Raw genomic sequence first — 20,046 nt, 5'->3', positions numbered from 1 at the left:
TTCTTGGCCCATGCATTAGTTCCATAATCTATCTTATGCGACTTTTGGATACGGCGAGCGGCATGGATGCGGCGGTCCCCGACTTCACTTTCCAGTTCCCTTGGAGGCTTCAGCCTGGAAACACGTGAGGCTTGGAAACATCCGCTCGATATTGTGAGCGCGCAGCCGTCGGCAGCGCGCTCGACTCTTTGTTCGAACGATCGGGTCAATCGGAGCGACTATTCCAGAATAACGGTGGCCTCCACCTCGAAAAGCATGGGATCGATTGCAAGCTTGGGAACGGGAACCAGAGTCTGCGCCGGCGGCGCCTCGCCGAACATGTCCTTGACGTTCCTGGTCAACACCTCGAGCTTGGACATGTCGTGGTCGACCACGAAGACCGTGAGCTTCGCCACCTGATCCGGCCTGGCGCCGATGCCCTCAAGCGCAGCATGCAAATTTGCGTAGGCCTGCTTCACCTGGACGGCGAAATCCGGTGACAAGGTTCCTGTGCTGTCTTGGCCGCCCTGCCCGGAGATGTAGGCGATCCGAGCTCCGAGCGGTGCGATTACGGCGGTGCTGTAGCCATTCGGCGACGGGTCATAGAGCGCTTGTGGATTGACAATAGTCAGCTTGAACTCGTTCGCCGGCGACGCAGTGGGGACTGCAATGGTCATGATGATTAGCCCTCCGATAAGCAGATGCTTGATTGCGCGTGACATGGTTTTTCGCTTGGCTCCGCAGCCTGCGAGCAACCTACCCTGGCGCCTGCAGATTGAACTTTAACCTAATCGCTACGTGAATCGTGCGATGTACGAGTCATCGTATGGTACGTCGTACGAGTCAATCGTTCAAGATCGACATTTGTCGCGTTGCCGGTCAAAATCGATGTTCTGAAAAAGCGAGGACGACGGATGATAGCCAAACGCAGCGGCGCCCGGAGCAAAGGGGATCAACGGATAAGCGTGTCGCTCCAGCCCGTGCAGCAAGCGAGCAGCGAGCCGCCGCTGTCTCGAGAGCGTATCGTGGCGACCGCGGTGGAACTGCTGGACGCCCAGGGCATAGACGGATTGACAATGCGTCGGCTGGCCGATCGCCTCGGCTCGGGTGTGATGAGTCTATATTGGCACGTCGACAACAAGGAGGATGTCTTTGATCTAGCAGTCGATTCGGTGCTCGAACATCGCGGATCGCCTGAAACAGGTGAGTCTCCGGACTGGCGCGGAGACGTCGTTCATATGCTCGAAGACTGGCGCGCCAGAATGTTGCGTCATCCTTGGTCGGCATCGCTGTTGCCGCGCCGGGCGCTCGGCCGGAACATTCTCGGTCGCCTGGAAATGCTGAGCAAGACCTTGTCCAGAGCCGGTGTTGCGGACGCGGATCTGAACGCCGCGATATGGTCGCTCTGGAACTATGTGATGGGCGCCACCCTCACCCGGGCAAGCTTCGACTTCTCGGAAGAAGACAGGGCAGCCGCACAGCAGCGTCTTACACATCTCAGCGAACACTACCCGACAATCGAACGCTCTCGTCTGCTGTTGGACAACGATTGGGATGGCGCCTTCCGAAGAGGCCTCGACTTCCTGCTCGACGGCCTCTCGCCAAGATAGAATTCCGGCGCTCCGCCCGGAGCAGACCGGATGGCGCTGCTTTGCGCACGCCAGTTTGACGCAAGAGCTTCCCAGTCCACATCATCACGTTTGGCTCGCCGCCAAGGCGGCGTAGGCAGCGGGCAAGCCCCGGGTGCTCGATCCCGTCGCGGCGGTGGCTGGTGCGGCTGCATTGCAGCTGAATTGTTGCAGTTGGCGATGTCGTCGCCACGCATTGCCAACCGCTGGTCGGAATCCTCTCTGCAGTCGATCTTTTGCGCAAACCTTTTTGGCCGACATGCGTTGTTTTCTCTCCAAGCCAAGGAGACGATCATGCAGATGAAGTCGGAAATAGCCGGTGAAGCGGCCAAGCAGCGCCATATCCAACGTGGCATCGATGCCAAGGACAAATCGAAAGGCGATGGGAAGCTGCAAGGCGCCATGCAGGCTGGCGCCCGCGAATATCCCGAGCCCCCCTTCCCTGAGCAACATCAGCCCAAACCGGGACATGAATGGGCCATAGAACCGGCGCCTCTGTACGATGCGCCTTACTATCTCGGATCGAAAAAACTCAACCAAAAGGTAGCGCTCATCACGGGCGGCGATTCGGGCATCGGCCGCTCGGTGGCGGTGTTGTTCGCCCGCGAGGGCGCCGACGTCGCGATCGTCTATCTGGCCGAGGACAAGGACGCTGAAGAGACCAAATCCGCGGTGGAAAAGGAGGGACGACGCTGCCTCCTGGTCAAGGCCGATGTCAGCGAACGCAGCCACTGCCACAAGGCGGTCATGGAGACCGTTGAAAAATTCGGCCGCATCGACGTGCTGGTCAACAATGCTGCGTTCCAGATCCATTCCAGCGACTTCGGCGAGCTCACCGAAGAACATTTCGACACGACGTTGAAGACCAATCTTTACGGCTATTTTCATATGGCGCAGGAAGCGGTGCCGCACATGAAACCCGGTTCGGCGATCATCAACACCGGTTCGGTAACCGGTATCGACGGTTCAAAACAGCTGGTCGACTATTCGATGACCAAGGGCGGCATCCATGCTTTCACGCGGGCCCTGTCGGGCAATCTCATCGGCAGGGGCATAAGGGTGAATGCGGTAGCACCGGGTCCGGTGTGGACGCCGCTCAATCCGTCGGACAAGGAAGCTGACGACGTCTCGAAATTCGGCGCGGACACGCCAATGAAACGACCAGCGCAACCGGAAGAGCTCGCGCCGGCCTATGTGTTCCTCGCTTCGCCGCATTGCTCGAGCTACATCACCGGCGAGATCTTGCCCGTCGTCGGAGGGTACTGAGGATGGCCGAAACGAAGTCCGCAACGAAGGAGTAGGATGGATGGGCCGTCTGCTTTTCATGGTGGCGTTCGCTTGTGTAGCGTATCGCATCTACACGGAAACCGCAGGGTCTGCTCGGCATGTGCCGCAGGATGACGGTGAGGCGCTGCGCAAGCAATCAGCGGCACTGGGCGTCGACCCGTCTCGCTGACGGGATGGAACCTACCGGCAATCCGGCCGGCCGAGTTACCAGCCGGCCGGATTGCAGCCTTATTCGGCTGCCTGCAGGTTGATCTTGCTTTCCGCCATTTCGGTTAGCTTGCGATCTGTCGCCTGTTCTTCCTTGAGATTCTTGGCCAGCACATTGGCGCAGTCGGTGCGGCCAAGCTGCTTGGCCCAGGCGATGAGCGTGCCGTAGCGCGTCATCTCGTAGTGTTCGACGGCCTGCGCCGAAGCAATCAGCGCCGCGTCGAGAACCTCCTTGTCATCGACGTCACCGCTCACGTCGTCGGCCTCCTCGAGAATGCCGTCGATTGCCGGACAGTTGACCTCCTTGGCCTTGACGCCATGCAACTCAAACACCTGTTCGACGCGCTCGACATGGCCTCTCGTCTGATCGAGGTGTTTTTCAAATCCGGCTTTCAATTGCGGGTCGGTTGCCTTGTCGATCATCTTCGGCAGCGCTTTCTCGATCTGCTTTTCGGCGTAATAGATGTCGCGCAGCGTGTGCACGAAGAGATCGTCGAGTGTCTTGATGTCCTTCGAAAAGAAGCCCATGGCCTTACCTTTCATTGCGCTTGGTGTGGATTTCGGCGACGGGGTTTGCGCCGCCAACAAAGACCGGGACGGTTCCCGGCTTGTCTGGTCAACGTGCCGGCACCGAAGGAGTTCCTGATTTCCGAGGGCGGACCCGTTCCCCCTTCTCCAAGACCTGCGATCCGGTCGGTGGGGAGCCTTTGTCTCGATCACACGTTCTAGTCGCAGAGCAATCGGAACCGAGAAGGGTTGGCGGAATGTATTTCATTGCATTGGCGACTGACTATGACGGCACGCTGGCTCATGATGGGGTCGTCGCCAAGAAAACGCTCACTGCGCTTGAGCGGTTCAAGAAAAGCGGCCGCAAGCTGGTTCTCGTCACCGGGCGTGAACTGCCCGATCTCAAGGGCGTCTTTCCCGAGCTTAGCCTCTTCGACAAGGTCGTCGCTGAGAATGGCGCGATGATCTACACGCCGGCCAGCGAGGAAGAGCGGGTGATCGCCCCGCCGCCCGAGCCCAAATTCGTCGCCAGGTTGAAGAGGCAGGGCGTCAAGCCGCTTTCGGTCGGACGATCGATCGTCGCGACCTGGGAACCGCATCAAGCGACCGTGCTTGAGGTCATCAAGAAGATGGGGCTCGAACTGGAAATCATCTTCAACAAGGGCGCGGTGATGATCCTGCCGAGCGGCATCAACAAAGCCACCGGGCTCGCCGCGGCCCTTCAGGACCTTCGACTTTCGCCGCACAACGTCGTCGGCGTCGGCGACGCCGAGAACGATCATGCGTTCCTGCAAGCCTGTGGCTGCAGCGTCGCCGTCGACAATGCAATTCCGGCGGTCAAGGATACAGCCAACCTGGTCATGCGTGGCGCCCGAGGCAAAGGCGTGGAGCAACTGATCGCAAAGCTGATAAAGCGTGATCACGCGATAGTGCCGAAGCGCCATGACGGCATCGTTCTTGGATCATCTGGCGGCGACGATACCTACCTGTCGCCGAGCGACACGATCCTCATTGCCGGGAGTTCCGGTATCGGTAAATCCACCTTGGCCACCGCGCTGACCGAGCGCTTCGTCGAAAGCGGCTTTCAGTTTTGTGTCTTCGATCCCGAAGGCGACTATGATGGCCTCGAAGGCGCCGTTCGCCTGGGAGACGGCTCAAGCGCGCCGACAAAGGCGCAAGTGCTGGATCTGATCGCCAAGGCCGACAGCAATATAGTCGTCAATGGACTGGCCCTGCGGGTCGACGAGAGGCCGGATTTCTTTGCCGACCTGCTGCCTGGCCTCAGCAGTTTCCGCCGGCGCACCGCGAGACCGCACTGGCTCGTGATCGATGAAGCGCATCATCTTCTGCCCAAGCGGCGCGACGATACGCGGGCGGTTCTGTCATTGGAATTGCCTGGCACAATCCTGATCACCGTTCACCCCGAGGCGATCTCGACAGACGCCTTGCGCCTGGTGACAGCCATCATTGCGCTTGGCCCCAAGGCAAAGGACGTCGTGAAGGTCTTCTGCCGTGAAACCGGCATTGAGCCGCCGAAAGTCATCCCCAGCCCGAAAGGTGCGCGCGTGCTGTTCTGGCGGCCGCAGGCAGGCAAAAAAGTCAAGACGGTCAAAGTGGTCGAACCACGTCAGTCACTCAAGCGGCACAGCCGGAAATATGCCGAAGGCCAGCTCGACGAAGCCGGCAGCTTCTATTTCCATGGCCCTGAGAATGCGATGAATCTCAGGGCTCACAATCTGATGATCTTCGCTCAGATCGCCGAGGGCATAGATGACAAGACCTGGGAGTTTCATTTGCGCACCGGCGACTATTCCAAATGGTTTCGACATCAGATCAGGGACAAGGACCTGGCGCGCGAAACCGCCCAGGCGGAAGAGGACAAGACCCTGTCGGCGGAGGAGAGCCGCAAGCGGGTGCTTGATGCCGTGCGCCGCCGTTACACGGCTCCCGCCACAGCCCCGGAGTGACACGCGAGAGCCAAGTCAATCAAGCCAGCGCTGCATGCGAAATTCTTCAGTCAGGCAACGCCGCCACCGCAACAATTTCAACGACGATGTCGGCTTGCGCAAGCGCTGCAACTCCGATCACCTCCGAAGGCGGCGGGTTGTTATAGCTGCAGTGCTTCGGGCAATGCTCGGCAAAGAACTCGTCCAGTACGTCGAGACGAAAATTGGGTGAACTCAGAACGCCGCCATCGGGAAATGGCCCCTTGATGAAGAAGGTCAGCCGGATGAGATAGTCGAGCGCGCTGCCGAGTTCTTCCAGATCTGATTTGATGTTCGCCAGAATTGCACGCCACTGTGCCGCCGCATCGCCAGTGAATCCCCCTCCTCTCTTTCCGGTCGGATCATAATTTTCGGCGGTTGCCGTATTTCCGCAAAGGTAGACAAATCCCCTTGCTCCGGAGACGACCGTGCCTTTTCCCCACGGCATCAACCTTCCGTTTTTGAATTTCTTATGGGTTACGAGTTCCATGCTTCGTCCAGAACTCTTGATCGTCAGCCTATCAAATCGTCTATTCTGATCGGCAGATCGCGAATGCGCTTGCCGGTGGCATGATAGACGGCGCTCGCCACGGCAGCAGCCGTTCCGACATTGCCGAGTTCGCCCAAACCCTTGACGCCGGCAGGGTTGACCTGATGGTCGATTTCGGGGACCAGGATAACGTCGACCTGTTTGATGTCGGCGTTGACCGGCACGAGATAGTCCTGCAGGTCGCGGTTGACGTAGCGCGCGTGTCGCTGATCGATTTCCGTCGCCTCGTGCAACGCCTGGCCGATACCCCAGATCATGCCACCCATCAGCTGGCTGCGCGCGGTGCGCGTGTTCATGATGCGCCCGGCGGCGAAGGCCCCGACGATGCGCGGGACCCGGATTTCGCGTGTATAGCTGTTGATGCGCACTTCGACGAACTCGGCGCCAAAGGCATATTTGACCGAATCTTCGTCGTTCTCTCCACCATGAAATTCCGACTGTCCGGCATAGAGTTTGCTGAGGGCTTCAGGCGAAGAACCCTTCGGCGCAAACTCGGCATATTCCTCGATGGCGCCGACTTGCATAGCCTTGAAGACATCAGCCAGCTTTGCGGATTTGCCGGTCTCGGTGACGACCTCTTCGTCCTTCAAGTCCAGCTTCGCATTGCCCGAACCGGCCAGCGGAGCCCCCCTGCCCGCAGCGGCGGCGAACAGCTTTCCGCGTATCGCGTCGCAGGCTTTCATGACCGCCGAGCAGACACTGGCGGTCGAGATCGATCCGCCCGACACGGGAGCCGGCGGCAAGGCACTGTCGCCCATCTCGACGCTGATCTTGTCCATGCCGATGCCCAGTCTTTCGGCCGCCATCTGGCCGGCGATGGTGCGAACGCCGGTGCCGATTTCATGCGAGCCGCACTGGACCCGAACCTCGCCGTCGGCGGTGAGACGAACCCGGGCCGCGCAGGGCGCGGCGGCAGTCGGATAGATCGCCGTCGCACAGCCCATCCCGACCAGCCAGTCGCCGTCGCGCATCGAGCCGACCTTGGGATCGCGCTTCGACCAGCCAAAGGCCTCCGACGCCTGGTCGTAGCACTTGATGAGTGAGCGGCTGGAAAATGGCTTGCCTCCGATGGGCTCCTTCTCCGGTTCATTGATGCGACGAAACTCGACAGGATCCATGCCGAGGGCCACGGCCATTTCGTCCATGGCGTTTTCCAGCGCGTAGACATAAGGCGTCTCCGGCGGCGATCGCATGTAGCCAGGCGTGTTGCGGTCGGCATGAACCAGCGAAACATGCGTCAGAACGGCGCCGTAATTGTACATGCGCGCGGTGGCGGACGTGCCGCCGACGACATAAGGGTCAGGGCGTGACGTCACCTCCCAGGCCTCATGTCCGAACGCCGTGATGCGGCCGTCCTTGCCGGCGCCCATGCGGATCCGATGCCGCGTTTCGGCGCGATAGGTCTGCGTACCGAAGGCTTGCATGCGATTGACGACGCAGCGAACCGGGCGGCCAATGCGTCGCGCCGCGACGGCAACGATAGCGGTGCGTGCCGTCATCGGCCCCTTGGAGCCGAAGGCGCCGCCGATATAGGGACTGACGATCCGCACATTGGCCGGATCGAGCTTCAGCTGGCGTGCCAGTTCCACCTTCCAGCCGGTAACGTTCTGGCTGGGCTCGTGTATGGTCAACTGGTCGCCTTGCCATATTGCGGTGGTCGAAAACAGTTCGATCGGATTGTGATGCTGGGTCGGCGTCGAATATTTTTCGTCGATCTTTACCGTCGCATCCGCCCAGGCGGCATCGAAATCACCGGCCTTCGCATCCTCCTTGAACATAGGGTTTTTGCCGGCAGCCGGCTCCATCTTCACGCCCTTGGAATCAAAGCTGGCGGCGGGCCGTTCGTCCTCATAGTCGGCGCGGATCAACATTGCGGCTTCCTCCGCCGCCTCGAAGGTCTCGGCAACCACCAGAGCGATGATCTGACCGTCGTGAAAAACCGTCTTGTCGTGCAAAGGCCCGATCGAACTTGCGCCGGTGTTGCCGAATTTCGGCGTGTCGGTCTTGTCCATATCGTCATAGGTGACGATGTCCAGCACACCGGGTACGGCCCGGGCGTCTTTCGTGTGAAGTCCCGAAACCTTGCCCCGGGCAATGCTGCTGGTGGCAAGGGCACCGTAGGCGACGTTGGCCGTGACGATGTCGGCGGGATAGCCGGCCTGTCCGGTAACTTTTAGCCGGGCGTCAATGCGGACAACCGGATCGCCCTGGTTTTCCCTGGGGGCGGGTGCAGCTTGGTTCATGGCTCAGCCCTTCATATCCCGGGTTTCGAGCAGCGCCCGCACCAGCGTGCGCTTGCCGAGCGGTATCTTGAATGCGTTATGCTCGCGCGGTCTGGCATCGGCGAAGGCAGCCTCGGCAGCCTCTTGCGCCGCGGCTTCGTCAAGCACTTTGCCCTGTAGCGCGTCCTCTGCTTCGCGCGCCCGCCACGGCACCGTCGCCACACCGCCAAGCGCAATGCGCGCACTCCTTACCGTCTCGCCATCCATGTCGAGCGCAACAGCCGCGGACGCCAACGCAAACGCGTAGGATTCGCGATCGCGAATCTTCAGATAGCGCGACCGGCTGCTCCACCGTTCGAGCCGCACTTCGATGGCGGTTATGAGCTCGTCGGCGGCGAGATCCGTCTCGATGTCGGGCGTGTCGCCCGGCCGTTTGTGCAGCTTGGCAAATGCAAGCGTGCGCCTTCCCCGCGGACCTTCTATCTCGACGGTGGCATCGAGCGCAACCAGTGCCTGCGCGAAATCGCCGTGATAAGTGGCGATGCAGGCATTGCTCGTACCCAGCACGGCGTGCTGGCGATTGGACCCTTCCATCGCAGCGCAGCCGGAGCCGGGTTCGCGCTTGTTGCACGGCCAGGAAATCTCTCGAAAATACTCGCAGCGCGTACGTTGCAGCACATTGCCGCCCAGGCTCGCCATGTTGCGAAGCTGACCGCTGGCGGCGAATTTCAGGCTGTCGGCAAGGGCCGGGCAACGCCGCCGGACGTCAACGTTGTCGGCTGCTTCACCCATGCGGACCAGTGCACCAAACCGGATCGTGTCATCGTTTATCCTGATCTGCCGCAAGGCCGGCTCGGCAAGAGTGTTGAGGTCAAGCAGTCGGTCCGGCCGCGCGACACCGAGCTTCATGTAGTCGGCCAGATTGGTGCCGCCGGCGATGAATTGCGTGTCGGCGCCGGTTGGCGGAACGCGCACGGCATCGACACGGGATGCCATGGCGATTGCAGCGGAGACGCTGGTTGGTCTTTCATAAACGAAGGGGCGCATCCTAGGCCCTCCTGATCTCGTCGCGCGCCTGGACGATCGCCGCAACGATGTTGGGATAGGCCGCACAGCGACACAGATTGCCGCTCATATATTCGCGAATGTCATCTTCCGACCCCGCATGGCCTTCGTTGATGCAACCGATGGCGGACATGATCTGACCCGGTGTGCAATAGCCGCATTGAAAGGCATCGTGGTCGACGAAGGCCTGCTGGACCGGATGCAGTTCCCCGTCCGTCGAGGCCAGGCCTTCCACCGTTGTGATCTCCCGCCCCTGGTTCATGACGGCAAAGCTCAAGCAGGACAGTACCCGCTTTCCATCGATGAGAACCGTGCAGGCGCCGCACTGACCGTGATCGCAACCTTTCTTGGTGCCGGTCAGGCCGACGTGGTCGCGCAGAGCGTCAAGCAGGCTGGTTCGATTGTCGAGCGCGAGATTGTAGGTCTGTTTGTTGATACGCATTGAAACCGCCGACAAGTCGCGCGGTTCGGCTGGCTTTTCGGACGCTGGCTGGGCAGCTCTCGTCGGGGAATTCACAAGCGGCATCGCCGCCGCCGCCGAAACAGAGGCCGTCATGAACATGCGTCTGCTCAGGCCACTGGACATCTTGGCATCGGACATGGCTGGCTCCGGGCTGGCTGGGTCTCAAGCGGCCCAAACCAGTCGCGGAGGACAAAGTTCCCTCCTCACGAGCCTGTGATCCTTTTTTCTGCGGGCGGGATCGATGTAACCGGAACCTCACCTGTCGAGCGATGGTTGTGTGCCAAGAGCCGGTGTGTGCCAAGGGCCGGAAGGAGGCGATCATGAGCGATGGTCGGCATGACAAGGACGGTGACAATGGACCTGTGTTCTCTGCGCAGCAGGCGAGACAGGGCGAGATCATCCTGCGAACGCGCACGCGTCGGGTTATCTTCATAGCAGGCTTGGTCGGTATCGTGATCCTGGCCATCGCGGTCAGATTGGCAATCGGCTGAACCAATTCCGCCAGGCGCGAAACCGTGCCCGGTCGCCAGGAACCTTTTACGACCAGTTGTCGTTGACTGGCCACGGTCAAAACTCCTGGGAGTTCTCCCGTGGACGCGAAAACCCAAACCGAAGAACCTGAAACCGGCGACACGCACGCCGCGCCACGCAGGGCCACCTCGGACGCGTCGCCAAAACACCGGAAAGACGCCGGTCAGGCCGACGGTCAGGAGCACAAGCAGGACAAGCAGGCCGGAGAACCAAAGCCCAGCCTGCTGAGCTTCCCTCGGCGGCACCCTTACATATCCATCGCCATCCTGCTCGCAGTGCTGTTGATTGCCGTAGGGCTGGTCTTGTGGTGGCTGGACGCGCGTCAGTATGAATCGACCGACGATGCTTTCATCGACGCCCGCACGGTGACGATCGGTGCCGAGATATCGGGTCGTATCACCGATGTCGCGGTCACCGACAACCAGTCTGTGAAAGCCGGCGACGTGCTCTTGCGCATCGACGACAGCGACTATCAGGCAAGCCTGGCGGAAGCCGACGCCGGTGTGGCCTCGGCGCAGGCCGAGATCGTCGATGTCGGTGCACAGATCGAAGCACAAAACGCCAAGATCGATGCGGCACAGAAGCAGGTGGCGCAGGCCCAGGCCTCGCTCGAGTTTGCCAAAGCGGAGGACAAGCGCAACCGTGAGCTGCTGGCCAAGGGAACCTCCACTCAACAGCAGGCGGAACAGGCCGCTTCTACCCTGCGCCAGGACCAGGCCGCCCTCGACAGCGCCGGAGCAAACGTGGCAGCCGCGAAAAGCCAGGTCACTGTTCTGCAGGCACAGACCAAGAGCGCGCAAGCAAAGCTCAATCAAGCCGAGGCCAGCCAGGAGCAGGCCCGCACCATGCTGTCGCGCACCATCATAACCGCGCCTGTCGCCGGTCTCGCCACCAGTATCACGGCCGCCAAGGGCACCTACGCCCAGCCTGGTCAGGTGCTGATGATGTTCGTTCCCGACGAGGTCTGGGTGAAGGCTAATTTCAAGGAGACCCAGCTTGATCTGATGCGGCCGGGACAGCCCGTCGACATCGATAACGACGCCTATCCCGAAAAGAACTTCCACGGCCGCGTCGACAGCATCCAGGCGGGCAGTGGCACCGCCTTCAGCCTGCTGCCGGCCGAGAATGCCACCGGCAACTTCGTCAAGGTGGTGCAGCGCGTGCCCGTGAAGATCGTCTTCGACCGACCGCCGGGCGTGCTGCTGGGTCCAGGCCTGTCGGTGGTGCCGACAGTCAAGGTGAGATGAGCGCCGTCGAAATGGCTGGTGAACGGAGCGAAAGCCGGTCCGCCGCCGGCGGGCGCAATCCGTGGCTGATCGCCGTCGTCGTCTCGATCGCCACCTTCATGCTGGTGCTCGACACCTCGATCGCCAACGTGGCGCTGCGCAACATCGCCGGCAGCCTCGCGGCCGGGATGGACGAAAGCACCTGGGTGATCACCACCTATCTGGTCGCCAATTCCGTGATCATCCCGGTTAGCGGCTGGTTGGCCAGCGTCATCGGCCGCAAGCGTTACTACATGCTTTGCGTGGCGATCTTCACCATAGCGTCGCTGCTGTGCGGCCTGGCGCCCAATCTGGAAATGCTCATCGTCTTCAGGATCCTGCAAGGCCTCGGGGGCGGCGGCATGGCACCCAGCGAACAATCCATTCTCGCCGACACCTTTCCACCCGAAAAACGCTCCCAGGCATTTGCTCTTTACGGCATTGCCGTCATCGTCGCACCGACAGTCGGGCCGACCATCGGCGGTTGGCTGACCGACCATTTCTCCTGGCACTGGATATTCTTCATCAATGTCCCGTTCGGCATCATGTCGCTTGCCTTGGTGCAGTGGCTGGTGGTCGAGCCTGATGTGCTCGAGCGCGAACGGCAGGAACGGTTGAAGGGCGGCCTCAGAATAGACTGGGTCGGTTTCATCCTGGTCGCCACGGCACTCGGCTGCCTGGAGATATTTCTCGATGAAGGCCAGCGCAACGACTGGTTCGCATCAGGTTTCATCGTGACCTTCGCGGCGATTTCGGCGGTCTCATTCCTGCTGCTGATCCCGTGGGAGTTCAGTCACCGCGATCCGATCGTCGACGTCCGCCTGCTGTTCAGCCGCCAGTTCGGCACATCGTTCCTGGTGATGATGGCAGTGGGCGCCGTGCTGTTCAGCACCACCCAGTTGATGCCGCAACTGCAGCAGACCGCCTTCAACTATACGGCGACCCTGTCGGGCCTGTCGATGATGCCGGGTGGCATCGCAATGTTGATGCTTATGCCGGTTTCCGGATTTGCCGGCGCCATCGTCCAGCCCAAATACCTGATCATGGCAGGCATGTCCGTCGTCGCTGTCGCGCTCTGGCATATGACATCGCTCACCCCGGACGTCAGTTTCGGCTTCTTTGCCTTCGCGCGCATCTTCCTGATGATCGGTTTGCCGTTCCTGTTCATCCCCATCTCGACGGCGGCTTACGTCGGTCTTGCTCCGCAGCAGACGAACCAGGCGTCGGCACTCATCAACGTTGCCCGTAACATCGGCGGAAGCATCGGTGTGTCGCTGTCCAACACGGTGATAGCCCAGAACGCGCAAATCCATCAGGCAAACCTCGTCGGCCACACGGCACAGTCGTCACCGGCCTACCAGCAGGTTCTGCGTCAGGCGACCGAGCACTTCGTGGCTCAAGGCTCGCCGATGATCGACGCAAAACAGCAGGCGCTCGGCTGGATAGGACAGTTGATAGCGCGGCAGGCCTCATTGCTCGCCTATATCGATGTCTTTCGGTATTGCGCGGTAGCGACCGCACTGCTCGTTCCCCTCGCCTTGCTGCTGCGCTCTCCCCGGCCCGAAAAGCGTTAGCTCGCGCCGCGGCGGTGTATGGCGCTGCCCTGCCATGCGGCCTCGGCTTCGCGAACTTCTGTTGGAACCACCGCGTCGAGTCGACGTTCAGCCCTTGTTCAACAGGAGGAGCTGGCCATGCCACGAGGCGACAAATCGAAGTACACTGACAAGCAGGAGCGTAAAGCCGACCACATTGCCGAAGGTTATGAGAAGCGCGGGGTTTCCGACAAGGAGGCAGAGCGGCGCGCATGGGCAACCGTCAACAAGGACGATGGCGGTGGCAAGAAGGAAGGCGGTTCGGGCCGCGGCAAACACATGGGCCATCCGGCGGCGCACAAAGGCGGCAAAAGCGGCGGCAAGGCATCGGCATCACGGTCTGCCGCAAGCCGATCGGAATCGGCAAAGAAAGCTGCAGCGACCCGCAAGCGCAATGCGGAACACCGCGCCCATTGATCTGACGGCGGCGCTCAATGGGGCCGAACGATGGAAGGACAGGGATGAAATCGCAGCTCGTCAATGAGATCGGCGGACAAAGGACGTTTGTCCTGGTGCTCGACCCAGGCGAAGAAGCGTTCGCGGCACTGACCGCCTTCGCGGTCGACCAGAAGATCGGCAGCGCGTCCCTGACCGCCATAGGGGCTTTCGAAAAAGCCACCGTGGGCTGGTTTGATCCGGACGCGAAGACCTACCGCAAAATCCCTATCGACGAACAGTGCGAGGTTCTGAGCGCGATCGGCGATGTCGCACTGGGCGATAACGATAAGCCCAGCCTGCACGTCCATGCGGTGCTGGGATTGAGCGATGGCACCACCCGGGGTGGACATCTGCTTGACGGCATCGTTCGGCCAACGCTCGAAATCACCCTGGTGGAAGCGCCCGGCCATCTGCGCCGCAGCAAGCGCCCGGATCTCGGTGTCGCGCTCATCGATCTGGACGATTGATCTCCAGCCGCTCTGGCTCGTTCTCAGGCCTTCTTGCTCCGCTCAGCAGGTGCTGTGTCCGGCGCCGCTTCCCACCCGAACACGCTGCGCCCGCCAAGCAGATGCGACTGGTCGAATTCTCCCGCGACAATTTCCTTCAGGCTGGGGCCGGTTGCGTATCGTTCGACTTGCCGCGACTGATCGTCGAGCCGCCTCAAGGCGCCGATTTCTTCATCGCGACCGAGCTTTGCCTTTTGCACGGCCGACTTCAGCACGCCGATCGTCTCGTCATAGACCTTAAGCGGCACAGGGAACGGGTGCCTGTCCTTGCCGCCATGCGCTAGCGAGAAGCGGCCGGGATCGGAAAAGCGGCAAGGCGCGCCATGCACCACCTCGGCAACGAGGGCCAGCGCGCGCACCGTGCGCGCGCCGACGCCGGGGACCAGAAGGAGCTCGGCGAAATCGGTGGGACCGCGGTCCGCGGCGGCGGCGATATTGCCGTGAAGACGATGCATGACGACATCGCTTTCGCGAACGTCATGATGGGCCGGCATGACCAAATGCGGCAGCAGCGGCTGCTCCGGTTCCTGCCGGCGCCTCGGCTCCGCGCAACGCTCCAATGCCGCAAGCTCGCCCAAGATGCGATCGGGTCCGAGCTCCTGCAAAAGGTTCAGTTGCCCTTGGCGCGACGCGTCGGCGCGCCTGTCGGTCAGGTTGACGATCTCGCCTTGATTGATGCCCTCGATGGCGGCATGCGGCTGGTCGACAAAACTCTTGAGCCCCTCGGAGAGCCAATGGTAGCGGCGCGCCACCTTGCTGTCACCGTTCATGCCTTGCTGCACCACGACCCAGCGACCGTCATCGGCGACGATGAAACCATGCAGGTAAAGATCGAAACCGTCCTGGACTGCGGCGCTGTCGACCTTGGCGACAAGACGGCTGACGGTGGCCAGGCCCGCTCCGTCAAAGCCGACGCGTTGGCCGATGGCTTCGAGTTCATGCGGGGTTTTTCGCGAATGCGCGCCGCGACCACCGCAGACATGAATGCCGAGCTCGCCGGAAAGCGGCGTGAGGCCACGCTTCAAAGCGCCCACGACGCTGGTCGTGATCCCCGACGAGTGCCAATCCATGCCCATGACAGCACCAAAGGACTGAAACCAGAACGGATGTGCCAGCCGCCGCAGCAGTTCGTCTCGACCATAGTGATGAATGATCGCTTCGCACATCACGGCGCCAAGACGCGTCATGCGGTCGCCGAGCCATTTTGGCACGCGCCCGCCATGGAGTGGAAGATCAGCACTTCCCGATCGTTGCGTCACGTCTGCTACCCGTTCTGGTGTCCGTTATTCTCTTAACAGATAGGCAGCCAAACCGCGCAAGGAAGCATGGACACTTTCCGCCGAGCCGAGTTAGCGAACGTCAAGTCCAGTTCGAGAGAACCGTTTCCATCTCAACCGTCTCGACCTGCTGCGCGAAACGTTGGTGGTAAACGGTCAGCAGTGCGTCGTGGGTTGCATCGGAAGAACTGCATAGCGCGTCCGTGACGAGAACCACGCGATAGCCGAAATCGATGGCTCCGAGCACCGTGGCCAGAACGCAAACATCCGTTTCGCCACCGGTGATGACGAGCGTATCGATGCCGCGCTCCACCAGGAAGGCTCTGAGGCGCCCTTCGAACCAGGGCGAGTAGATGTGCTTGTCGATGATCGCCGCTGGCGGGCAGTAGCCGGCTAAAGACGGCAACAGTTCGGTCATTTCAGGCCCGATCGTCTCGATCGTCTGTGAAGCCCAGCGCTCATAATAGCGCTTCCATGTGCCGACGCCCTGCCCCGGCTTCTTGGCTGGCATGAAGCGTGTAAAGACCGTCTGCGGCGCGCGTCTTTCGACCAGCGTCTCGATCTGCGGGAGAACCCGGGTGATCCAGGGTGTTGCCCATTGAGACGGCTCGGCAAACAGCCGCTGCATATCCACGCAGACATGCATGCATCGATCGCCCAGGGGACCGTATGCCAGCCCCGGCATCGACATCAGTGCGTCTCCGACCGGCCAAGCATTCCCTGACTCCTCATTTTGCCAGCAAAGACACGCAACGCCGCGCGCAAGCACTGGTTCCTGAGATAGCCAACAGGAACCGACGCAAATGACCGGCGTTTTCGCTGTGATGAATGGAGGTGCTCGCATGAGACCGCGCGAGAGGCGTTGGAGCCGCAAGTCAACCGGGGCGCCAAAATGGAACTGAGCGGAGGATGTCTCTGCGGCACGATCCGCTTCCGCGTTGGAAGCGAACCGAGAGTGCATTACTGCCATTGTGATATGTGCCGGCGAGCGACCGGCAGTGCGTTCGCGGTTCTGGCCTGGGTGCCTTCCCAAAGCGTGACCTGGACCGATGCGACGCCGACCTATCGCAGGTCTTCGCCGATTGCCTGCAGGGGGTTTTGCTCCGCCTGCGGATCGCCGCTCAGCCTCGCCTATGACGCATCGCCGGGAGAGATCGCGCTTCATGTCGGAACGTTCGACGATCCGGCTCGCCTGGAGCCGCGCTACAATTATGGATCGAGGCAGCGACTTGGCTGGGTTTGCTGCGGAATGGACCTGCCGCACCACGACACCGAGGAGCGATGGTGAAACCATGTCTGAAGGGGAAGCCTGATGAGCATGTTTTACCGGGCGGCCAAGATTGCCGAAGAGGTCCACCAGGCACAGCGCGACAAGACCGGGCGACCTTATATCGAGCACTGTCGCCGTGTCGTTGACGCGGTCGAAACCAAGGATCAGAAGGTCGTCGCCTATCTCCATGACGTCCTGGAAAAGGGCGAAGGCTGGGACCGGACCAGGTTGGAAGAGGCCGGTTTTGGCCCGACGATCGCGTCGGCCGTCGACGCCATGTCGCGCAGGGACGGCGAGGATTACTTCGCGTTCGTGCGACGAGCGGCATCGAATCCATTGGCGCTGCCGGTGAAGCGCGCGGATCTGGCGGACAATATCTGGCAGGCACGACAGGCCGGGGCATCAACCGTCAGATACGAGGAGGCACTACGCATCCTTGATGAAGAGTTTCCACGCGGTTAGCACCAGCCTTGAATTTCAGCTCGCGCCGATGAGAACGGGCAATCTACTCCGTGACGTGGGGAGTATGCCTTCTGTCCTCCGCGGGCTCGACATCGATGCGCGCCTTTTCCGGATCGAATGCACCATGACGTGCAATGGCCCGCGCCGCGGTTTCAGGCGTCTCGTATGCCCACATGAAATCGTCAGCCGAGCTGCCCACGGCATGGACGCGCCAGTAGCTCGCGGTACCTTTCAAAGGGGAGCGGCTGGTGGTGTTCGTTTTTTCGAAAAGGTCAAAATAGATGTCTTCGAAAGGAATATAGAACACGGGCTCATGTCCTTCTTCCTGAAGCACTTTCGCCCGTTCCGTGGCAGCGACTATGGCGTCGGAAAATCGTACCGTCACCGTGCCCGCAAACGGTTCTATGGCCAACTGGCCAGCATGGTGTCTTGAGATTGCGCCTGAAGCTTGCATCCAAATTCTCCCTGGCTGCCGATTGATTGCGAGACCGCATTTCGGTTCGTCATGCATGGAGACGAAATGCGCGGCGATGCGTCAGGTTCCGGTCTTTACTATGGGGTCGATGGCGCCCCTCCTTCAGCGCTTGCCATGGCTATCGAGAAACGCAGCCAACATTCGCGAAACCTGATCAGAAGCCTCACGCGTCGGGAAGTGTCCGATGCCATCCAGCACCACCCGCCTGTAGAACGCGGTGAAATGCTCTTCGAGCCCCTCTGAAGACTGGGCAAACACAACGCGGTCGTCACCACCGTGAAGCGTCAGGATCGGCACCGTGATGATCTTGACCGTTGCTTGCCGGCGGGCGAGTTCGGCATAACGCGGATCGGGCTCGGCCTCTTCCCACCGGACCCGATAGGAATGCAACGTCACATCCGCCCAGTCAGGATTTTCGAACGAGCTCGCAACGCCATCGAAAATGGCGTCGTCGAACCAGCCTAATGGACCCCAGCTGTCCCACTGATACCTGGCGAATTCCTTGCCGTTCTTTCGTACGAACTCGGCGCCCCGTGCGGTCGCCATGAACCATTGATACCAAAATGCTTTCGCCTGTTCGGGCGTCGGCGTTGCTGGTTTGCCTGGTTGCCAGCCGAGGGACAGCGCAGCGCAGCACTTGATGCGGTCCGGAAAAACCGACGCGAGCAGATAGGATATCCGAGCGCCCCAATCATGTCCGACAACTGCAAAGCGGCTGATGCCAAGCGCATCTGCAAAATCCAGCACATCCTGCGCCATCGCGGCAATCTCGCCCGAGCGCATGGTTTCTTTCGACAGGAACGATGTCGGCCCAAAGCCTCGCAACCAAGGGGAAAACGTCCGGAAGCCAGCTTCATGAAGGACCGGCGAAATACGAGCGTATGTCGTCGCGTCGTCGGGCCAGCCATGCAGCAGGACAACCGGGGCGCCGTCCTGCGGTCCACCATCGAGATAGGCGACGCGCAGCAGAGGTGTGTCGCAATGTGAGACGGAGTTCATTTGCTCTGAGGCACCGTAGCTGGCTGGTCGCCGCCAGTCGTGGGGCCTGGTCTGGCGGCCTGATCAACCTGTGGGTTCTTGTTGCTGGTGGCTTTCATCGGCTCGGTGTTGTTGTCGCAGGCGCCGAGCGCAAGGGCAGCGGCCAAGACCAGGAATGAAAAGAACCTCTTCATCGAAACCTCCTCTGGTTGATGTCCGGCAAACGAGGTTCCGCCAATTTGGTTGCCCGACCGGGGTCCTCAAGACGCCATGGGATTGCCGATCAACGCTTCGAGCTATTGGAATCGGCCGCAATTGTCGGGTCAGGCAGAACCGGGCCACGTTCAGTCTCCGAACCCTCAGCTTCGATCTCCTGCACGGCCCGATCCCAGTGCTCCTGCTCGCGGCCTACCGGCCGGCCCTCTTGTTCCCAGATTTCATGGGCCCGTCGTTTGATCTTTTCTTCCCTGCTGTCCATGGTAGATCCTCCAATTCGTCAGTCTCAATTCCGGGCCATATTTTTTGTTCCTCCTCTGTCGGCAACAGCCGCTGCCGGATTTCGGGAAGGCCCTTGTGGATTGCATGGGATGACCGGCTTGGTAAATTTCGTACCGATATTTTTTCGTGACACACCTATGCTCGCAGTTTTATGAATCAGGCTATCGGCCAGCGCCGAGCACGTCCCTCTCCGATCCCACTGCCCGGCGCTCAAAGCCGGATCGCCCGTCGCATCGACATGGCGGGCTGTTGCTTCGATTGGAGGTGACGCTCATGCGGGAATTGCCGAAGGACATCGACGCCGATGTGGTCATCGAAATCAGCAAGCTGCTGGACGACAGCCCGCTTTTCGTCCCGGTGCGGGTTCATGAACTTGCGGCCAGGGTGAGGCAGAGGGTGAAGACCGGCCTGCCAGACCTTTCGATTGAAGAACTGATCGTGGAGATGGCCTCCGTACGTCAGCTGGCCATGGCCTTTGATCTGCCTGGATCGGAGAATGTCGTGCAAATCCCGGTGCGGTATCGCCGCTAGCACTGCGACATCAAACGCTCCATCCGGAGGTCAGAACAAGCGACGCCTCAAACATCTGCGCACCGATCTCATCGCGTACCTTGACGGTTATCTTGACGAAATCGCAGTCGGGCATTTCGTCTTGGGCGACATCCTGCAAAATACGAATTGCTTCCGCTCTGGCTTGTTCCCGGGATTCGAACAGCTGCCCGTCATCGTCGGGTACCGCGCCGTCACCGTTTTGAAGATCAAAATAGTACCGTTTCATTTTTCCTGCCGCGCTGGAACATCTGGCGTTTCAATGATTCCGCTTCATGGTGGTTCCTGCCCGCTGGCCGTGCTGGTGACGAC

At 60.8% G+C, this 20,046-nt stretch carries 25 protein-coding genes; 12 read left to right on the top strand and 13 right to left on the bottom strand.

Annotation, left to right across the window (positions count from 1 at the left end; all coding sequences use genetic code 11):
• Window positions 1–218: 218 nt before the first annotated feature.
• Window positions 219–701 (bottom strand): RidA family protein, encoded by a 483-nt coding sequence (locus tag RPF88_RS07220; RefSeq protein WP_337123861.1) that lies wholly within the window; start codon window positions 699–701, stop codon window positions 219–221.
• 192 nt (window positions 702–893) lie between these two features.
• Between RPF88_RS07220 and RPF88_RS07215 the strand changes: the two genes are divergently transcribed.
• The 3 genes from RPF88_RS07215 to RPF88_RS07205 all read left to right on the top strand — a co-directional run bounded on the left by RPF88_RS07215 (window position 894) and on the right by RPF88_RS07205 (window position 3,063).
• Window positions 894–1,589, top strand: coding sequence for a TetR/AcrR family transcriptional regulator C-terminal domain-containing protein (locus RPF88_RS07215; protein ID WP_337122061.1), 696 nt, complete (start codon window positions 894–896; stop codon window positions 1,587–1,589).
• Between the two features lie 312 nt (window positions 1,590–1,901).
• Window positions 1,902–2,873 carry an SDR family oxidoreductase gene (locus RPF88_RS07210; protein WP_013531569.1) on the top strand — a complete coding sequence of 324 codons (972 nt, stop codon included), beginning with the start codon at window positions 1,902–1,904 and terminating at the stop codon, window positions 2,871–2,873.
• A 40-nt stretch (window positions 2,874–2,913) separates the two neighbouring features.
• On the top strand, window positions 2,914–3,063 hold the full coding sequence (locus RPF88_RS07205; protein ID WP_013531568.1) for a hypothetical protein: 150 nt from the start codon (window positions 2,914–2,916) through the stop codon (window positions 3,061–3,063).
• 59 nt (window positions 3,064–3,122) lie between these two features.
• On the opposite strand, the gene RPF88_RS07200 is transcribed toward RPF88_RS07205, so the two are convergent.
• Window positions 3,123–3,629 (bottom strand): YciE/YciF ferroxidase family protein, encoded by a 507-nt coding sequence (locus RPF88_RS07200; protein ID WP_013531567.1) that lies wholly within the window; start codon window positions 3,627–3,629, stop codon window positions 3,123–3,125.
• Between the two features lie 236 nt (window positions 3,630–3,865).
• Between RPF88_RS07200 and RPF88_RS07195 the strand changes: the two genes are divergently transcribed.
• On the top strand, window positions 3,866–5,575 hold the full coding sequence (locus RPF88_RS07195) for an HAD family hydrolase (protein ID WP_013531566.1): 1,710 nt from the start codon (window positions 3,866–3,868) through the stop codon (window positions 5,573–5,575).
• A 46-nt stretch (window positions 5,576–5,621) separates the two neighbouring features.
• On the opposite strand, the gene RPF88_RS07190 is transcribed toward RPF88_RS07195, so the two are convergent.
• The 4 genes from RPF88_RS07190 to RPF88_RS07175 are packed head-to-tail and all read right to left on the bottom strand — an operon-like array spanning window position 5,622 to window position 10,031.
• The gene (locus RPF88_RS07190) at window positions 5,622–6,083 is read right to left on the bottom strand and encodes a RidA family protein (protein WP_013531565.1); all 462 of its coding nucleotides are present in this window, start codon (window positions 6,081–6,083) and stop codon (window positions 5,622–5,624) included.
• Window positions 6,084–6,106: 23 nt separating this feature from the next.
• Complete coding sequence (locus RPF88_RS07185; protein ID WP_013531564.1) at window positions 6,107–8,386, bottom strand: xanthine dehydrogenase family protein molybdopterin-binding subunit; 2,280 nt, start codon at window positions 8,384–8,386, stop codon at window positions 6,107–6,109.
• Window positions 8,387–8,389: 3 nt separating this feature from the next.
• Window positions 8,390–9,412 (bottom strand): FAD binding domain-containing protein, encoded by a 1,023-nt coding sequence (locus tag RPF88_RS07180; RefSeq protein WP_337122060.1) that lies wholly within the window; start codon window positions 9,410–9,412, stop codon window positions 8,390–8,392.
• 1 nt (window position 9,413) lies between these two features.
• Complete coding sequence (locus RPF88_RS07175) at window positions 9,414–10,031, bottom strand: (2Fe-2S)-binding protein (RefSeq protein WP_024505525.1); 618 nt, start codon at window positions 10,029–10,031, stop codon at window positions 9,414–9,416.
• A gap of 182 nt (window positions 10,032–10,213) precedes the next feature.
• Between RPF88_RS07175 and RPF88_RS07170 the strand changes: the two genes are divergently transcribed.
• The 5 genes from RPF88_RS07170 to RPF88_RS07150 all read left to right on the top strand — a co-directional run bounded on the left by RPF88_RS07170 (window position 10,214) and on the right by RPF88_RS07150 (window position 14,186).
• Window positions 10,214–10,384, top strand: coding sequence for a hypothetical protein (locus RPF88_RS07170; protein ID WP_337122059.1), 171 nt, complete (start codon window positions 10,214–10,216; stop codon window positions 10,382–10,384).
• Between the two features lie 99 nt (window positions 10,385–10,483).
• A complete protein-coding gene (locus tag RPF88_RS07165; RefSeq protein ID WP_337122058.1) occupies window positions 10,484–11,671 on the top strand; it encodes an HlyD family secretion protein in 1,188 nt (395 codons plus the stop codon).
• Window positions 11,668–13,263 carry a DHA2 family efflux MFS transporter permease subunit gene (locus RPF88_RS07160; RefSeq protein ID WP_442921264.1) on the top strand — a complete coding sequence of 532 codons (1,596 nt, stop codon included), beginning with the start codon at window positions 11,668–11,670 and terminating at the stop codon, window positions 13,261–13,263. Before RPF88_RS07165 ends, RPF88_RS07160 begins: the two co-directional genes overlap by 4 nt.
• 117 nt (window positions 13,264–13,380) lie before the next feature.
• Window positions 13,381–13,698, top strand: coding sequence for a plasmid stabilization protein (locus RPF88_RS07155; protein WP_337123859.1), 318 nt, complete (start codon window positions 13,381–13,383; stop codon window positions 13,696–13,698).
• Window positions 13,699–13,742: 44 nt separating this feature from the next.
• A complete protein-coding gene (locus RPF88_RS07150) occupies window positions 13,743–14,186 on the top strand; it encodes a PPC domain-containing DNA-binding protein (RefSeq protein WP_337122057.1) in 444 nt (147 codons plus the stop codon).
• A 23-nt stretch (window positions 14,187–14,209) separates the two neighbouring features.
• Here the strand turns inward: RPF88_RS07150 and RPF88_RS07145 are convergent, their stop codons facing one another.
• Together RPF88_RS07145 and RPF88_RS07140 are read right to left on the bottom strand one after the other, a co-directional pair.
• Window positions 14,210–15,484, bottom strand: a complete 1,275-nt coding sequence (locus tag RPF88_RS07145) for a DUF763 domain-containing protein (protein WP_337122056.1) — start codon at window positions 15,482–15,484, stop codon at window positions 14,210–14,212.
• A 100-nt stretch (window positions 15,485–15,584) separates the two neighbouring features.
• Window positions 15,585–16,193 carry a cysteine hydrolase family protein gene (locus RPF88_RS07140; RefSeq protein ID WP_024505530.1) on the bottom strand — a complete coding sequence of 203 codons (609 nt, stop codon included), beginning with the start codon at window positions 16,191–16,193 and terminating at the stop codon, window positions 15,585–15,587.
• Between the two features lie 201 nt (window positions 16,194–16,394).
• Here RPF88_RS07140 and RPF88_RS07135 point away from each other — a divergent pair, with 201 nt between their 5' ends.
• The gene (locus tag RPF88_RS07135) at window positions 16,395–16,790 is read left to right on the top strand and encodes a GFA family protein (protein ID WP_027161657.1); all 396 of its coding nucleotides are present in this window, start codon (window positions 16,395–16,397) and stop codon (window positions 16,788–16,790) included.
• Between the two features lie 24 nt (window positions 16,791–16,814).
• Window positions 16,815–17,234, top strand: a complete 420-nt coding sequence (locus RPF88_RS07130) for an HD domain-containing protein (protein WP_027161658.1) — start codon at window positions 16,815–16,817, stop codon at window positions 17,232–17,234.
• Window positions 17,235–17,277: 43 nt separating this feature from the next.
• Here the strand turns inward: RPF88_RS07130 and RPF88_RS07125 are convergent, their stop codons facing one another.
• The 4 genes from RPF88_RS07125 to RPF88_RS07110 all read right to left on the bottom strand — a co-directional run bounded on the left by RPF88_RS07125 (window position 17,278) and on the right by RPF88_RS07110 (window position 19,165).
• A complete protein-coding gene (locus RPF88_RS07125; RefSeq protein WP_013531554.1) occupies window positions 17,278–17,688 on the bottom strand; it encodes a DUF427 domain-containing protein in 411 nt (136 codons plus the stop codon).
• Window positions 17,689–17,811: 123 nt separating this feature from the next.
• Entirely contained in the window at window positions 17,812–18,708 is an 897-nt protein-coding gene (locus tag RPF88_RS07120; RefSeq protein ID WP_064993222.1) for an alpha/beta fold hydrolase, read from the bottom strand.
• Window positions 18,705–18,881 (bottom strand): hypothetical protein, encoded by a 177-nt coding sequence (locus RPF88_RS07115; RefSeq protein ID WP_013531552.1) that lies wholly within the window; start codon window positions 18,879–18,881, stop codon window positions 18,705–18,707. The genes RPF88_RS07120 and RPF88_RS07115 overlap by 4 nt, the downstream gene beginning before the upstream one ends.
• Window positions 18,882–18,970: 89 nt before the next feature.
• Window positions 18,971–19,165 (bottom strand): DUF2934 domain-containing protein, encoded by a 195-nt coding sequence (locus tag RPF88_RS07110; RefSeq protein WP_337122055.1) that lies wholly within the window; start codon window positions 19,163–19,165, stop codon window positions 18,971–18,973.
• 284 nt (window positions 19,166–19,449) lie between these two features.
• Here RPF88_RS07110 and RPF88_RS07105 point away from each other — a divergent pair, with 284 nt between their 5' ends.
• Window positions 19,450–19,716: a hypothetical protein gene (locus RPF88_RS07105; protein ID WP_337123858.1), complete on the top strand. Its 267-nt coding sequence runs from the start codon at window positions 19,450–19,452 to the stop codon at window positions 19,714–19,716.
• A 10-nt stretch (window positions 19,717–19,726) separates the two neighbouring features.
• Here the strand turns inward: RPF88_RS07105 and RPF88_RS07100 are convergent, their stop codons facing one another.
• Window positions 19,727–19,963 carry a DUF6894 family protein gene (locus RPF88_RS07100; RefSeq protein WP_027161660.1) on the bottom strand — a complete coding sequence of 79 codons (237 nt, stop codon included), beginning with the start codon at window positions 19,961–19,963 and terminating at the stop codon, window positions 19,727–19,729.
• Between the last annotated feature and the right edge of the window lie 83 nt (window positions 19,964–20,046).

The organism is Mesorhizobium sp. ISC11, assembly GCF_037162595.1.
Lineage (GTDB): Bacteria > Pseudomonadota > Alphaproteobacteria > Rhizobiales > Rhizobiaceae > Mesorhizobium > Mesorhizobium ciceri.
This window is presented reverse-complemented; position numbering and strand designations above follow the sequence as displayed.

What these genes read in the sequence shown, in the direction of transcription:
- RPF88_RS07215 (WP_337122061.1), top strand. Translation starts at nt 894, where the DNA reads ATGATAGCCAAACGCAGCGGCGCCCGGAGCAAAGGGGATCAACGGATA.
- RPF88_RS07130 (WP_027161658.1), top strand. Translation starts at nt 16,815, where the DNA reads ATGAGCATGTTTTACCGGGCGGCCAAGATTGCCGAAGAGGTCCACCAG.
- RPF88_RS07190 (WP_013531565.1), bottom strand. Translation starts at nt 6,083, where the DNA reads ATGGAACTCGTAACCCATAAGAAATTCAAAAACGGAAGGTTGATGCCG.
- RPF88_RS07170 (WP_337122059.1), top strand. Translation starts at nt 10,214, where the DNA reads ATGAGCGATGGTCGGCATGACAAGGACGGTGACAATGGACCTGTGTTC.
- RPF88_RS07100 (WP_027161660.1), bottom strand. Translation starts at nt 19,963, where the DNA reads ATGAAACGGTACTATTTTGATCTTCAAAACGGTGACGGCGCGGTACCC.
- RPF88_RS07155 (WP_337123859.1), top strand. Translation starts at nt 13,381, where the DNA reads ATGCCACGAGGCGACAAATCGAAGTACACTGACAAGCAGGAGCGTAAA.
- RPF88_RS07110 (WP_337122055.1), bottom strand. Translation starts at nt 19,165, where the DNA reads ATGGACAGCAGGGAAGAAAAGATCAAACGACGGGCCCATGAAATCTGG.
- RPF88_RS07150 (WP_337122057.1), top strand. Translation starts at nt 13,743, where the DNA reads ATGAAATCGCAGCTCGTCAATGAGATCGGCGGACAAAGGACGTTTGTC.
- RPF88_RS07200 (WP_013531567.1), bottom strand. Translation starts at nt 3,629, where the DNA reads ATGGGCTTCTTTTCGAAGGACATCAAGACACTCGACGATCTCTTCGTG.
- RPF88_RS07135 (WP_027161657.1), top strand. Translation starts at nt 16,395, where the DNA reads ATGGAACTGAGCGGAGGATGTCTCTGCGGCACGATCCGCTTCCGCGTT.
- RPF88_RS07160 (WP_442921264.1), top strand. Translation starts at nt 11,668, where the DNA reads ATGAGCGCCGTCGAAATGGCTGGTGAACGGAGCGAAAGCCGGTCCGCC.
- RPF88_RS07115 (WP_013531552.1), bottom strand. Translation starts at nt 18,881, where the DNA reads ATGAAGAGGTTCTTTTCATTCCTGGTCTTGGCCGCTGCCCTTGCGCTC.
- RPF88_RS07195 (WP_013531566.1), top strand. Translation starts at nt 3,866, where the DNA reads ATGTATTTCATTGCATTGGCGACTGACTATGACGGCACGCTGGCTCAT.
- RPF88_RS07180 (WP_337122060.1), bottom strand. Translation starts at nt 9,412, where the DNA reads ATGCGCCCCTTCGTTTATGAAAGACCAACCAGCGTCTCCGCTGCAATC.
- RPF88_RS07185 (WP_013531564.1), bottom strand. Translation starts at nt 8,386, where the DNA reads ATGAACCAAGCTGCACCCGCCCCCAGGGAAAACCAGGGCGATCCGGTT.
- RPF88_RS07175 (WP_024505525.1), bottom strand. Translation starts at nt 10,031, where the DNA reads ATGTCCGATGCCAAGATGTCCAGTGGCCTGAGCAGACGCATGTTCATG.
- RPF88_RS07140 (WP_024505530.1), bottom strand. Translation starts at nt 16,193, where the DNA reads ATGTCGATGCCGGGGCTGGCATACGGTCCCCTGGGCGATCGATGCATG.
- RPF88_RS07120 (WP_064993222.1), bottom strand. Translation starts at nt 18,708, where the DNA reads ATGAACTCCGTCTCACATTGCGACACACCTCTGCTGCGCGTCGCCTAT.
- RPF88_RS07205 (WP_013531568.1), top strand. Translation starts at nt 2,914, where the DNA reads ATGGGCCGTCTGCTTTTCATGGTGGCGTTCGCTTGTGTAGCGTATCGC.
- RPF88_RS07210 (WP_013531569.1), top strand. Translation starts at nt 1,902, where the DNA reads ATGCAGATGAAGTCGGAAATAGCCGGTGAAGCGGCCAAGCAGCGCCAT.
- RPF88_RS07220 (WP_337123861.1), bottom strand. Translation starts at nt 701, where the DNA reads ATGTCACGCGCAATCAAGCATCTGCTTATCGGAGGGCTAATCATCATG.
- RPF88_RS07125 (WP_013531554.1), bottom strand. Translation starts at nt 17,688, where the DNA reads ATGCAAGCTTCAGGCGCAATCTCAAGACACCATGCTGGCCAGTTGGCC.